Below are 13157 nucleotides of genomic sequence, written 5' to 3'. Positions count from 1 at the left end.
GGAGGGGCGTGAAACGCCCGGCTGGTATGGGGTTACGGCAAGTTGCCGAACCATCACGAACAGGAGCAAACGAAGTGATCCGACATATCGTCATGTGGAAGTTGAAAGAATCGGCCGAAGGCGCGACGCGCGCACAGAACGCGTTGAAGCTGAAGGAAAAGCTCGAAGGCTGCCGCGACCTCGTGCCCGGCACGCTGCAGATCGACGTCGGCGTGGCGACGCCGGGCCTCGACGCGACCGCCGACATCGTGCTCGTGTCCGATTTCGCGGACAAGGCCGCACTCGATGCATACCAGGTGCACCCGGTTCACCAGGAAGTGAAGAAATTCGTCGTCGCGGTGGCCGAATCGCGCGAGTGCGTCGATTACATCGTCGACAGCGCACGATGAGCGACGCGGCAACCCCGACGGACGGCCCGTCGATCGAAAGCCCGTTCGTCGACATGCTCGGCGTGCAGCTCGTGTCCGCGAAGGACGGCGCAAGCGAGATCGTGCTGCCACTCGAAGAGCGGCACATGAACACGTGGAGCATCGCGCACGGCGGCGTGACGATGACGCTCGCGGACATCGCGCTCGCGATGGCGGCGCGCAGCCTGACCGACGACGGTATCGGCGTCGTCACCGTCGAGATGAAGGTGAACTTCATGCAGCCGGGGCGCGGTGAACTGCGCGCTTACGGACGCGTGATGCATCGCTCGACGACGATGGCCTACTGCGAAGGCGAAGTGCGCGACAGCGACGGCAATTTCGTCGCGAAGGCGCTCGGCACGTTCAAGTACATGCGGCGGCTCGCGGTGGGCCGCGACATCAAGCGGCAACGCTCGCGCACCGCGCCGGACGCCCAGCCCGGCCCGAGCGACGCGTAAGCGCCCGGACGCACGGCGGCCCTGCCTCTTCACCGGCAGGGCCGTTTTGTTTTGTGGCGTGCATCGGTTCTCCGCGGAATGTTGCAACACACGGCGCATCACGCTCGCCTGACGCGCGCATGGCATCATGCACGCTTGTCCGTTCACGGTGCCCCGCTGGCGCCGTCCTCACCGATGCCGCTGAATCCGAAGATCGCCCAGGTGCTCGACATGATCGAGCGTGCGAAACGTCCGTCCTATCACCACCAGACGCCGCAGCAGGCGCGCGCCGCGTATGAGAAGAGCGCGCCGATCCTCGACGTCGCACCGGCGCCGATGCATTCGGTCGAGGAATGTGTCGTGCCGACGCGCGACGGACGCACGATCGGTGCGAGGTTGTACCTGCCGGTCGCGCCGAGCCTCGCGGAGCCGCTGCCCGCGCTCGTCTACTACCACGGTGGCGGGTTCACGGTCGGCAGCGTCGATACGCACGACGCGCTGTGCCGGATGTTCGCGCACGATGCGCAATGTGCGGTGCTGTCGGTCGGCTACCGGCTCGCGCCCGAACACCGGTTTCCGACCGCGGTGAACGACGCCGACGATGCGTTGCAATGGCTGCATCGCGAAGCGGCCACGTTCGGCATCGATGCCGAGCGATTGGCCGTCGGCGGCGACAGCGCGGGCGGCACGCTCGCGACCGTCTGCGCGGTGCTTGCACGCGACGCAGGCATTCGTCTTGCGCTGCAGATGCTGATCTACCCGGGCGTGACGGGCTTCCAGGACACCGAATCGCACGCACGGCTCGCGAACGGCTACCTGTTGACGCAGGACACGATCCAGTGGTTCTTCACGCAATACGTGCGCGATCGGGCGGACCGCGACGACTGGCGTTTCGCACCGCTCGACGGCACGCGCGATGCGCCGTCGTTCGCGGGCGTCGCGCCGGCGTGGATCGCGACGGCCGAATACGATCCGCTGAGCGACGAAGGGGCCGCGTATGCGGAGAAGTTGCGCGCGGCGGGCAATGCGGTCACGCTGGTCTGCTATCCGGGGATGATCCACGAATTCTTCAAGATGGGCGGCTACGTGCCCGAGGTGCGGGCTGCGCATGCCGACGCGGTCGCGGCGTTGAAGGGCGCATTCGACGACGTTTGACAACGTTTGACGGCGGTTGTTGAGCGGCGTATGCGCCGCATGGAGGGGGCTGCGATGACGAACGGCGTGGTGGAAACGGGCGACTGGACGGTCCTGGGCGGCGACGCCGCGCGGATCCGCGACGCGGTGTTCGTGCGCGAGCAGCAGATTCCGCCGGAATGGGAGCTCGATGACGACGATCCGCTGTCGCTCCATGCGGTGGCGTACCGGGTCGATGCGGCGACCGGCGCACGCCGCGCGGTCGCGACGGGGCGGCTGCTGCCGTCCGGCACGATCGGCCGCGTCGCGGTGCTGGCCGACGCGCGCGGGCAGGGCGTCGGGTCAGCCGTGCTGAATGCGCTGCTGGAGGCCGCGCGGCGTCGCGGCGAAATCGTCGTACGGCTCTACGCGCAGGATTCGGCCGTGTCGTTCTACCTGCGGCACGGCTTCGCGGCGGTCGGTGAACCGTTCGTCGAAGCCGGCGTGCCGCACGTCGAGATGGCGCGCGCGCCGTAGCGCGGCGCCTGCTCGCGTGCTCAGCGCGGCGGCGTCGCGTCGAGGTCGAACATGAACGCGCGCTCGAACATGCCCGGGCGAACGGTGCGGTGCGAGCCGTCGTCGTCGCAGCGTTCCTTGATCTCGACCGTCAGCCGCACGCCTTCCTTCATCGTGACGCGCAGCGCGGTCGTGCCGCGCGTACCGTATTCGGGTGTCTCGATGAACGCCGCCGACAGCGCACGCTCGCGCTCGATCGGAATGCCGGTGTGCGGCAGTGCGTCGTCGTCCGCGACATGCGGGTCGCGCATCAACTCGATCAGTTCGTCGAGCGACGGGGTCGGATTGTCGGTGAGCAGCGTGCCGAGCTCCGCGCGCTTGCGCACCACTTTCGGCCAGGGCGTATCGAGCCGCGCATTCGACAGCGCATGGACGCCGGGCGCGATCGCGACGGGCGCGGCGACAGCGCTTTCGCCTTCGGGCGCGCGATTGCAGAACCACGCAAGCTCACGCCGTCGCCAGTCGCCGACGAGCAGGTTGAAGCCGTTGTAGACGGCCGCATGCTCCGCGAGCTGCCCGAGGTAGTCGAGCGGCGCGATGGACGGGCCGCCGAGGAAGTCGGACACGAGCTTGCCGCGGCTCGGTGCACCCGCGCGGATGTCGAACGGGGCGCGGTAGTTCGTCAGCGCGGCGAAACGGCCGTCGCGCGATACGCCGAGCCACGTGCCGCCCGCTTCGAGATCGCGGCCGGCCAGCACGCCCGGTACATCTTCCCACCACGAGAGCGGCGCGCTCGTCCGACGAAAGAACTCGTCGCGGTTGGCGGTGAGGGTAAAGACGGGACCGGCGGCGACATCAGGCTGCCAGTCGAAGGCAATCAGACACATCGGGCGAATCTCTCGCAGGAAACATCGGGCGCCGGCTGCGACTCGCGAGCCGGCGCGCGAACGGGTTGTCAGTGCATCACGCTTCCGTCGGCCACGCGTACGGCAGCGTATCGAACGCGAGCACCGGGCCGTCGGCTGCACCGAGGTGCACCGTGCCGTTGTCGAGCGCGGCGAGCTTGATCTCGACGAGCGCGTCGACACCGCCCGCGGGCGCGGCCGCCGCGTTGACGATCATCCCGCAGGGCTGGCCGGGATCGTCGCTGTGGAACAGCTCGACGCCGGCACGCACGGTATCGGTCTCGCCGGCGACGTGCGCGAGCGCCGTGCGGCGCTTGATCGTGCCGCGGTACTGGCTGCGCGCGACGATTTCCTGGCCCGGGTAGCACCCCTTGCGAAAGTTAACGGCGCCGATCACGTCGAAGTTGACCATCTGCGGCACGAACTGTTCGACGGCAGGCTGCGTGATGCGCGGTTCGCCCGCGCGGATGTCGAGCCAGTCCCAGACGGCCGGCGACACGACCGGCAGCGACCCGCCGAGCGCGGCGATGCGCGCGTCGACTTCGGCGCGCGGGCCGATCCACAGATAACGCTTGCGGCCGGCTGCATCGGGCACGCGGATCAGCGTGCCGGCGGGGCCGTCGACCTTCACGTGCACGCCGTCCGGCAGCGCATCGAAGATGCCCGACAGCGCATCGCGCACGTCGCCCGCGAAACCGACCACCGCGAGCGTGTCGCTCGCATCCGTCAGCTTCGCTTTGGCACGCAGCACGAACATCGACAGCCGCTTCTGCACGGCCGCCTGCACGTCCTTCGATACCAGCAGGCGCACGCCGTGGCCGGCGCGCCACGTGAGGAACGAGCCGAGGAGGCGCCCCTTCGGCGAGCAATAGCCGGACAGCCGCGCGCTCGCGGCGTCGAGATGTTCGATGTCGTTGGTGAGCTGGCTGTGCAGGAACGTCGCGGCATCGTCGCCGGCCACGTCGATCACGCCGAACTGCGGCAACGGCATGCAGGCGCCCGGCGCATCGAAATCGGCGGCGGACGGGCGGGGGAAAACGGGGAGCGAGGCGGGTGCGGCCTGGACTGCCGGTGAAGCGAACGGTGTGCTCATGGAATGAGGGAACAGTCAACCCTGACTTTGACGGAGGCGAGCAAGTATTATATGGGTCTTACCTGAGTCACGTTTCCATGTCCCTACTGAAGAAATGCGCCGCGACGATCGTGGCGCTGGCCGTCGTTGTGGCCGCTGCCGGCGCGGGCGGCGGGTATTACTGGGCAACCCGGCCACTGCTGCTGGGTTCGCCATCGCTCGACGTCACGATCAAGCCGCGCAGCAGCGTGAAGAGCGTCGCGCTGCAGTTGAAGCGCGGCGGCGTGCCGGTCGCGCCGCTCGGCTTCGTCGCGATGACGCGCGTGCTCGGGCTGTCGAGCCGGCTCAAGTCCGGCAACTACGAATTCAAGACCGGCATCACGCCTTACGAGATACTGCAGAAGATCGCGCGCGGCGACGTGAACGAGTATGTCGCGACGGTCATCGAAGGCTGGACCTTCAAGCGGATGCGCGCGGAACTCGACTCGAACCCCGATCTGGCGCACTCGACGGCCAGCATGAGCGACGCCGAGCTGCTGCGCGCGATCGGCGCGTCGGACAGCGCGGTGCAGCGCGGCAGCGGCGAGGGGCTGTTCTTCCCGGACACCTATCTGTTCGACAAGGGCACGAGCGACCTGAACATCTACCGGCGCGCGTACCATCTGATGCAGACGCGTCTCGACGAGGCCTGGGCCGCGCGCGTGCCGGGCCTGCCGTACAAGACGCCTTACGAAGCGCTGACGATCGCGTCGATCGTCGAAAAGGAAACGGGCCATGCGGCCGACCGCGCGTTCGTCGCGGCCGTGTTCGCGAACCGGCTGCGCATCGGCATGCCGCTGCAGACCGATCCGTCGGTAATCTACGGGCTCGGCGACGCGTACGACGGCCGCCTGCGCAAGCGCGACCTGCAGGCCGACACTCCTTACAATACCTACACCCGACGCGGGCTGCCGCCCACGCCGATCGCGTTGCCGGGCGTGGCCGCGCTGCAGGCGGCGATCAACCCGGCACCGACGAGCGCGCTCTATTTCGTCGCGAAAGGCGATGGTACGAGCGTGTTCTCGGACACGCTCGGCGATCACAACAAGGCCGTGGACAAGTACATACGAGGTCAATAATGGCGAGCGGTAAATTCATCACGTTCGAAGGCATCGACGGGGCGGGGAAGACCACCCACCTGCAATGGTTCTGCGAACGCCTCCAGGGCAAGCTGGCCGCGGCCGGCCGGCAAGTCGTCGTCACCCGCGAGCCGGGCGGCACGCAGCTCGGCGAGAAACTGCGCGAGATCCTGCTGAACCAGCCGATGGATCTCGAGACGGAAGCGCTGCTGATGTTCGCCGCGCGCCGCGAGCATCTCGCGCTCGTGATCGAGCCGGCGCTCGCGCGCGGCGACTGGGTCGTGTCCGATCGCTTCACCGATGCGACGTTCGCGTACCAGGGCGGCGGCCGCGGGCTGCCGCGCGACAAGCTCGAGACGCTCGAGCGCTGGGTGCAGGGCGGTTTCCAGCCCGACCTGACGGTGCTGTTCGACGTCGCGCCGCAGGTGGCGAGCGAGCGCCGCGGCGCCGCACGCATGCCCGACAAGTTCGAAAGCGAGTCCGACGCGTTCTTCTCGCGCACGCGTGGCGAGTACCTGCGGCGCGCGGAAGAGGCGCCGCACCGCTTCGCGATCGTCGATGCGACGCAGACGATTCCCGAGATCCGCCAGCAGCTCGAACGCGTGCTCGCCGCGCTGTAATTCGCAAGGAACGCACCCCATGATCTATCCGTGGCAGACCGACGACTGGAACCGCCTGCAGCAACTGCGTGCGCAATGGCCGCACGCGCTGCTGCTGCATGGCCAGGCCGGGATCGGCAAGCTGCAGTTCGCGCAGCATCTCGCGCAGGGCTTCCTGTGCGAATCGCCACAGCCGGACGGCGAGCCGTGCGGCACCTGCGCGGCCTGCACCTGGTTTTCTCAGGGCAACCATCCGGATTACCGGATCGTGCTGCCCGAGGCGCTGGCGGGTGAGGCGCCGGGCGCCGCGGACGACGCGAAGGCGGCCGACGCGGACGAAGGCGGCAAGAAGACGCGGGCGCCGAGCAAGGAAATCAAGATCGAGCAGGTGCGCGCGCTGCTCGACTTCTGCGGGGTCGGTTCGCACCGCGGCGGCGCGCGCGTCGTCGTGCTGTATCCGGCCGAAGCGCTCAACGTTGCCGCGTCGAACGCGCTGCTGAAAACGCTGGAGGAACCGCCGTCCGGCGTCGTGTTCCTGCTCGTGTCGGCGCGCATCGACCGCCTGCTGCCGACCATCATCAGCCGCTGCCGGCAGTGGCCGATGGCGGTACCGGCGCCCGACTCGGCCGCGGCGTGGCTCGCCGCGCAGGGCGTCGATCATGCGCCGGCGCTGCTCGCCGAGGCCGGCGGTGCGCCGCTCGCCGCGCTGGCGCTCGCGAGCGACGAGAACCGCCCGCTGCGCGACTACACGCTCGGACAGCTCGCGGCCGGTGCGGCCTGCGACCCGTTCGCGTGCGGCGAGACGCTGCAGAAACTGCCGGTGCCGCTGGTGCTCGGCTGGCTGCAGCGCTGGCTGTACGACCTGCTCGCCCAGCGGATGGCGGGCGCACCGCGCTACTTCCCGATGCACGCGGCGGCGCTCGCGCGCTGCGCGGAAGCGGTCGATGCGAACGCGTTCGCCCGCTTCATGAAGGCCGTGACGCGGCAGCGGACGGTCGAGAACCATCCGCTCAACGCGCGGCTCGTATTCGAGGAATTGTTTCTCGGATATCGGGAAATGTTCGCATGATCTGGCATTGTTTCTCGCGGGTTGTGAAACGATGACGGGCCCACGCCGCGACGCGACCGTGGCCGTCCGGCCCGCGAACGCCGCCCGTTGCCGCATGCCGGCGAGCGCATGAGCGCCCGCCATACGTATTCAGGAAACACGATGTTCGTCGACTCTCACTGCCATATCAATTTCAAGGGCCTGGCCGACCGCCTGCCGGCCGTTCTCGAGAACATGCGCGAGCACGACGTCACGCACGCGCTGTGCGTGTCGGTCGATTTCGAGACGCTGCCGGAGGTCCTGGCGATCGCGGACGCGCACGACAACGTCTATGCGTCGGTCGGCGTGCATCCCGATCACGAGGACGTGCATGAGCCGACGCTCGCGGAGCTCGTCGAGCTGGCCGCGCACCCGAAGGTCGTCGCGATCGGCGAAACCGGCCTCGACTACTACCGTCTCGAAGGCCGCTCGATCGACGACATGGAATGGCAGCGCGAACGCTTTCGCACGCATATCCGCGCGGCGACTGCGACGATGAAGCCGCTGATCATCCACACGCGCTCGTCGTCGGAAGACACGCTGCGGATCATGGCCGAAGAGCGTGCGGACGTGCCGGGCGGCGTGATGCACTGCTTCACCGAGCCGTGGCCGGTGGCCGAGCAGGCGCTCGCGCAGAATTTCCATATCTCGCTGTCGGGCATCGTCACGTTCAAGAACGCGACCGACGTGCAGGACGTCGCGCGGCGCGTGCCGCTCGACCGGCTGCTGATCGAGACCGACTCGCCGTACCTCGCGCCGGTGCCGTATCGCGGCAAGCCGAATGAACCTGCGTACGTCAGCCATGTCGGACGCTTTATCGCATCCGAGCGCGGGATCGCCGTCGAGGCGCTCGCCGATGCGACGACACAGAACTTTTTCCGGCTGTTCAAGATCGCGCGCTAACGACGTGCGCGCAGCCGACAACCCAGGGAAGGAGCCCACAACAATGACGAAGCCGACCAACCATCTGCCGAAACGCGCACTCGTTGCCGCCGCACTCGTCGCGAGCGGCCTGTTCGCGGCAGCCGGCGCGCATGCCGAATCGCTCGACGCGATCGTAAAGGCCGTCAAGTTCGACGACATCGCCGACATCGGCAAGCAGCTCAAGAGCGGCAAGCTCGACCCGAACACGATCGCGCCGAACGGCGACCCGCTGATCGTGATCGCCGCGCGCGAGAAGTCCGACAAGGTCGCGGCGGCGCTCGCCACGACGCCGAACGTCGACCTCGAGAAGGAAGACAAGGCCGGCGAAACGGCGCTGATGCTCGCGTCGCTGAACGGCGATGTCGGCCTGGCCAAGCTGCTGATCGACAAGGGCGCGGAAGTCAGCAAGAAGGGCTGGGCGCCGCTGCACTACGCGGCCACCAACGGCCAGGACGCAGTGGTGAAGCTGCTGCTCGACCACGACGCGTACATCGATACCGCATCGCCGAACGGCACGACGCCGCTGATGATGGCCGCACGCGGCAACCATCCGTCGACGGTCACGCTGCTGCTCGACCAGGGCGCCGATCCGCAGGTGAAGAACCAGCTCGGCATCACCGCGCTCGAATTCGCGAAGCACTACAACGCACCGGACGCGATCGAGATCCTGAGCAAGCGGACGACCCGCATCGGGGCATCGACGCCGGCAGATGCGCAAAAGAGTGCAAAATGACGGTTTTCGGTGCGGCAGACGGTGCCCGCCCGGCCGGATTCCGGCCGGAGCAGGGCGTTCCGGCGCCGCGCCGGCCAAGGCAGCAGGCGGCCTCGGGCCGCATTGACATAAGGAACACCATGTTGCGCGCAATGTTTTGTGCCGCGGCGTTTGCCGTGCCGTTGTCGGCGGCGGCTTTCACGGGCGCTGATCTCGACCGGCTGTGCGCGAAGACGGACGTCAAGTCGCGGGCGTCGTGCGCGGCCTACATCGAAGGCGCCGCCGACGGCGTCTACAACACCATCGATGCGATCGGCGGCACGACGGGGCCGCGGGTCGGCCAGTATTTCTGCCTGCCGCCCGACATCCGGGCGCAGCAGATGACCGACGCGGTGCGCAAGTACATCGCGGAAAATCCGAAGCTGGCCGACTACAACGCAAGCACCGCGGTGTCGCTCGGTCTCGGCAAGGCGTTTCCCTGCAGGAGCGGCAGCTGACCTGACGCCGTGTCCGGGCCCGCGCGCGGCCCGGGCGTCGCCGACGCATCCAGGACGAGGCGTGCGCGCCTCATAACCCACGGGCGCCGATGATTTCAATCGAGGAACTTCAGCGCATCACCGATGCGCCGCTGCATTCATGGCTCGGCACGCTGGCCGTGTCCGTCATCGTCTTGCTGGTCGTCACGGTCGTGCACCGTCTCGGCGCACGCATCGTCAAGCGCATCGCGCAGCCGTATCCGTTGATGAGCGCGATCCTGCGCTACATCGACAGGCCTTCGCTCGTCGTGCTCGCGCTGCTGGCGCTCGAATTCCTGTGGGTCCAGGCGGACGACGGCATGGCGTTCGTGCGCGGCATGCGCACGGCGGCGGCGGTCGGCTCCATCATTTCGCTGACGTGGCTGCTGGTGCGGCTTGCGGCCGGCGTCGGCGACGCCATCATCCAGGCGCATCCGATCGATACGGCCGACAACCTCCAGGCCCGGCGCGTCCATACGCAGGCCAAGGTACTCGTGCGGACCGTGATGGTGCTGATCGTGATCATCGGCACCGGCGCCGCGCTGATGACGTTCCCGAACGTGCGCCAGGTCGGTGCGAGCCTGCTGGCGTCGGCCGGCGTCGCGGGCCTGGTCGCCGGTATTGCCGCACGGCCGGTGCTCGGCAACCTGATCGCCGGGCTGCAGATCGCACTCACGCAGCCGATCCGGCTCGACGACGTGGTCGTGATCCAGGGCGAGTGGGGGCGCATCGAGGAAATCACCGGTTCGTTCGTGTCGGTGCGGCTGTGGGACCAGCGGCGCCTCGTCGTGCCGCTGCAGTGGATCATCGAGAACCCGTTCACGAACTGGACGCGCAGCAGCTCGGAAATCATCGGCACGGTCTATCTGTCGGTCGATTACCGCACGCCGCTCGCGCCGCTGCGCGAGGAGCTCGCACGGCTCGTCCACGCGGCACCGGAGTGGGACGGCCGCGTGCAGGTGCTGCAGGTGACCGACGCGACGGAACGCACGATGCAGTTGCGTGCGCTCGTCAGTGCGGCCGATTCATCGTCGTGCTGGGACCTGCGCTGCCGCGTGCGCGAAGGGCTGATCGCCTATCTGCAGGACCGCTATCCGCAATGCCTGCCGCGCAGCCGGATGGAGCTGTATCCGCACAATGCCGCGCCGAACGCGCCGAATCCCGAACGGCCGCACGCGCGCTCGCCTGCCGCCAGCACGGCGGCCAATACCGCGGCCGACCCGCAGACCGCCGAAGGCCGCTGACAGCGGTCCGCATGCTCATCCTCCATCGTCATGACCGCGCTGAACACGCTCGCCATCGCCAATTACCGCTCGCTGCGCGAGCTGATCGTGCCGCTCGCGGCGCTCAACGTCGTCACGGGGCCGAACGGCAGCGGCAAGTCGAGCGTGTACCGCGCACTGCGGCTGCTCGCCGATACCGCGCAGGGGCGCGTGATCCCGTCGCTCGCCCGCGAAGGCGGGTTGCCGTCGACGCTGTGGGCCGGCCCCGAGCGTTTCTCGCGGGCGATGCTGGACGGCGATGCACCGGTCACCGGCACGGTGCGCAAGGGGCCGGTGAGCCTGAAGCTCGGCTTCGCCTGCGACGATTTCGGCTATGCGATCGATCTCGGCATGCCGATCCCGAGCCGCTCGCAGTTCTCGCTCGACCCGGTGGTGAAGCGCGAGTGCATCTGGGGCGGCGCGATGTTGCGCCCGTCGACGCTACTGGTCGACCGGCAGGGCGCGCAGATCCGCGCGCGCACCGCATCGGGCGACTGGCAGACGATTCCGCAGCCGGTGGCCAGCTTCGACAGCATGATGACCGAGTTCGCCGATCCGACCGGCGCCCCCGAGATGATCGCGGTGCGCGAACGGATCCGCTCGTGGCGCTTCTACGACCATTTCCGGACCGACGCGCAGGCGCCGGCGCGGCAGTCGCACATCGGCACCCACACGCCGGTGCTCGCGGACGACGGCGCCGACCTGGCCGCCGCGCTGCAGACGATCCGCGAGATCGGCGACGGCGCGGCACTGGATGCGGCGCTCGACGACGCGTTTCCCGGCGCGTCGGTCGAGATCGACAATCCGGGCGGCCGTGGCCGCTTCGACGTGCTGATGCGCCAGCCGGGGCTGCTGCGGCCGCTCGCGGCGGCCGAGCTGTCGGACGGCACGCTGCGCTACCTGCTGCTCGCGGCCGCGCTGCTGACACCGCGGCCGCCGGCGCTGATGGTGCTGAACGAACCGGAGACGAGCCTGCACCCCGATCTGCTACCGGCGCTCGGCCGCCTGATCGCGCAGGCGGCGCAGCGTTCGCAGGTGCTCGTCGTGTCGCACGCGGCACGGCTCATCGCGACGCTCGAGCGCGAGGCCGGCTGTGAATCGCTGGTGCTCGACAAGCAGCTCGGCGCGACGGGGCTCGTCGATGCCGACACGCGCGACCTGCCGGCATGGAAGTGGCCGTCGCGCTGACGGGCCGTGATCGTCGCGTAGGGGGCCGGATTGGCCCGGCAGGCGGAATGTATCCTGCCTGTAACAACACCCATAAAATGCAAGACGGGCGGTCCCGGGCAGCGGGATCGCGAATAATAATGAGATATCCGGCTGGCGCCGTGCCGGCCGGTGCCGTATGGGGGCGAGCGGGGCGCGCAAGCGCACACGTCCGCCGGCCGTGCCGCAACGGACAGGACACAGGAGACGTGGACCATGAGAATTGCCCAGATCGCGCCGCTGACCGAATCGGTACCGCCGAAGCTGTACGGCGGCACGGAGCGCGTCGTGTCCTACATCACCGAGGCGCTCGTCGAGCTCGGCCATGATGTGACGCTGTTCGCCAGTGGCGATTCGACGACGCGGGCGAAGCTCGAGGCGGTCTGGCCGCGCGCGCTGCGGCTCGATTCGTCGATCCGCGACCGGGTCGCGCCGCACATGCTGCTGATGGAGACGGTCGCGCGCCGAGCGAAGGATTTCGACGTGCTCCATTTCCACATGGACTACTACTCGTTCTCGGTCTTCAACCGGCAGGAAACGCCCTACGTGACGACGCTGCACGGCCGGCTCGACCTGCCCGAGCAGCAGCCGGTGTTCGACACGTTCAACACGGCGCCGGTGATCTCGATCTCGAACTCGCAGCGCCAGCCCTTGCCGCAGGCGAAATGGCTGACGACGGTCTACCACGGGCTGCCCGATACGCTGTACATGCCGCAGCCCGTCGAGCCGCGCTATCTGGCGTTCCTCGGCCGCATCTCGCCGGAGAAGCGCGTCGACACGGCGATCCGCATCGCCCGCCAGTGCGGGCTGCCGATCAAGATCGCCGCGAAGATCGACGCGGCCGACGAGGAATACTTCGAGCGCGAGATCAAGCCTCTCTTCGCGTTGCCGCACGTCGAATTCATCGGCGAGATCGCCGATCACCAGAAGGCCGAGTTCCTGTCGGGCGCGCATGCGCTGCTGTTTCCGATCGACTGGCCGGAGCCGTTCGGCCTGGTGATGATCGAGGCGATGTCGTGCGGCACGCCGGTGATCGCGTTCAATCGCGGCGCGGTGCCCGAAGTGCTGGACGAGGGCGTGTCGGGTTTCATCGTCGAGGATGAAATCAGCGCGGTGGCCGCCGTGAACCGGTTGCACCTGCTGCCGCGTGCGCGCGTGCGGCAGCGCTTCGAGGAACGCTTCACGTCGCGCCGCATGGCGCAGCAGTATGTCGACGTCTACCAGTCGGTGATCCGTGCGCAGAAGCGCTCGCGCTTCAAGGTGATCGACTCGACGACCTGACGC

General features: G+C 68.4%; 15 protein-coding genes. 13 read left to right on the top strand and 2 right to left on the bottom strand.

Annotated features, from left to right (window positions below):
• The first annotated feature begins 74 nt into the window (after positions 1-74).
• The 4 genes from F3J15_RS05645 to F3J15_RS05630 all read left to right on the top strand — a co-directional run bounded on the left by F3J15_RS05645 (position 75) and on the right by F3J15_RS05630 (position 2494).
• Positions 75-389, top strand: coding sequence for a Dabb family protein (locus F3J15_RS05645; protein WP_027787175.1), 315 nt, complete (start codon positions 75-77; stop codon positions 387-389).
• Entirely contained in the window at positions 386-865 is a 480-nt protein-coding gene (locus F3J15_RS05640) for a PaaI family thioesterase (RefSeq protein ID WP_046545900.1), read from the top strand. Before F3J15_RS05645 ends, F3J15_RS05640 begins: the two co-directional genes overlap by 4 nt.
• Positions 866-1039: 174 nt before the next feature.
• The gene (locus tag F3J15_RS05635; protein WP_089484105.1) at positions 1040-1999 is read left to right on the top strand and encodes an alpha/beta hydrolase; all 960 of its coding nucleotides are present in this window, start codon (positions 1040-1042) and stop codon (positions 1997-1999) included.
• Between the two features lie 54 nt (positions 2000-2053).
• A complete protein-coding gene (locus tag F3J15_RS05630) occupies positions 2054-2494 on the top strand; it encodes a GNAT family N-acetyltransferase (protein WP_069248160.1) in 441 nt (146 codons plus the stop codon).
• A 20-nt stretch (positions 2495-2514) separates the two neighbouring features.
• On the opposite strand, the gene F3J15_RS05625 is transcribed toward F3J15_RS05630, so the two are convergent.
• On the bottom strand, positions 2515-3360 hold the full coding sequence (locus F3J15_RS05625) for an NRDE family protein (protein WP_166888611.1): 846 nt from the start codon (positions 3358-3360) through the stop codon (positions 2515-2517).
• A 76-nt stretch (positions 3361-3436) separates the two neighbouring features.
• Positions 3437-4471: a folate-binding protein YgfZ gene (locus F3J15_RS05620; protein ID WP_166888609.1), complete on the bottom strand. Its 1035-nt coding sequence runs from the start codon at positions 4469-4471 to the stop codon at positions 3437-3439.
• A 77-nt stretch (positions 4472-4548) separates the two neighbouring features.
• On the opposite strand from F3J15_RS05620, the gene mltG reads away from it, so the two are divergent.
• The 9 genes from mltG (at position 4549) to F3J15_RS05575 (ending at position 13154) form a co-directional block, all read left to right on the top strand.
• Positions 4549-5568: an endolytic transglycosylase MltG gene (gene mltG, locus F3J15_RS05615; RefSeq protein ID WP_166888606.1), complete on the top strand. Its 1020-nt coding sequence runs from the start codon at positions 4549-4551 to the stop codon at positions 5566-5568.
• A complete protein-coding gene (tmk, locus tag F3J15_RS05610; protein ID WP_069248156.1) occupies positions 5568-6188 on the top strand; it encodes a dTMP kinase in 621 nt (206 codons plus the stop codon). Before mltG ends, tmk begins: the two co-directional genes overlap by 1 nt.
• 19 nt (positions 6189-6207) lie before the next feature.
• Complete coding sequence (locus F3J15_RS05605) at positions 6208-7236, top strand: DNA polymerase III subunit delta' (RefSeq protein ID WP_166888603.1); 1029 nt, start codon at positions 6208-6210, stop codon at positions 7234-7236.
• A 141-nt stretch (positions 7237-7377) separates the two neighbouring features.
• Positions 7378-8157 carry a TatD family hydrolase gene (locus F3J15_RS05600; RefSeq protein WP_089431182.1) on the top strand — a complete coding sequence of 260 codons (780 nt, stop codon included), beginning with the start codon at positions 7378-7380 and terminating at the stop codon, positions 8155-8157.
• Positions 8158-8200: 43 nt separating this feature from the next.
• Complete coding sequence (locus tag F3J15_RS05595; protein ID WP_011352329.1) at positions 8201-8911, top strand: ankyrin repeat domain-containing protein; 711 nt, start codon at positions 8201-8203, stop codon at positions 8909-8911.
• Between the two features lie 119 nt (positions 8912-9030).
• On the top strand, positions 9031-9387 hold the full coding sequence (locus F3J15_RS05590; RefSeq protein WP_059506076.1) for a Rap1a/Tai family immunity protein: 357 nt from the start codon (positions 9031-9033) through the stop codon (positions 9385-9387).
• A gap of 89 nt (positions 9388-9476) precedes the next feature.
• Entirely contained in the window at positions 9477-10649 is a 1173-nt protein-coding gene (locus F3J15_RS05585; protein WP_089445799.1) for a mechanosensitive ion channel domain-containing protein, read from the top strand.
• A 30-nt stretch (positions 10650-10679) separates the two neighbouring features.
• Positions 10680-11855 (top strand): AAA family ATPase, encoded by a 1176-nt coding sequence (locus F3J15_RS05580; protein WP_089445798.1) that lies wholly within the window; start codon positions 10680-10682, stop codon positions 11853-11855.
• 234 nt (positions 11856-12089) lie between these two features.
• The gene (locus F3J15_RS05575) at positions 12090-13154 is read left to right on the top strand and encodes a glycosyltransferase family 4 protein (RefSeq protein WP_089445797.1); all 1065 of its coding nucleotides are present in this window, start codon (positions 12090-12092) and stop codon (positions 13152-13154) included.
• Positions 13155-13157: the final 3 nt, after the last annotated feature.

It is taken from the genome of Burkholderia sp. Ap-955 (assembly GCF_011753045.1).
Lineage (GTDB): Bacteria > Pseudomonadota > Gammaproteobacteria > Burkholderiales > Burkholderiaceae > Burkholderia > Burkholderia lata_D.
The sequence above is the reverse complement of the archived record's forward strand: the minus strand, read 5'-3'. Positions and strand labels throughout refer to the sequence as shown.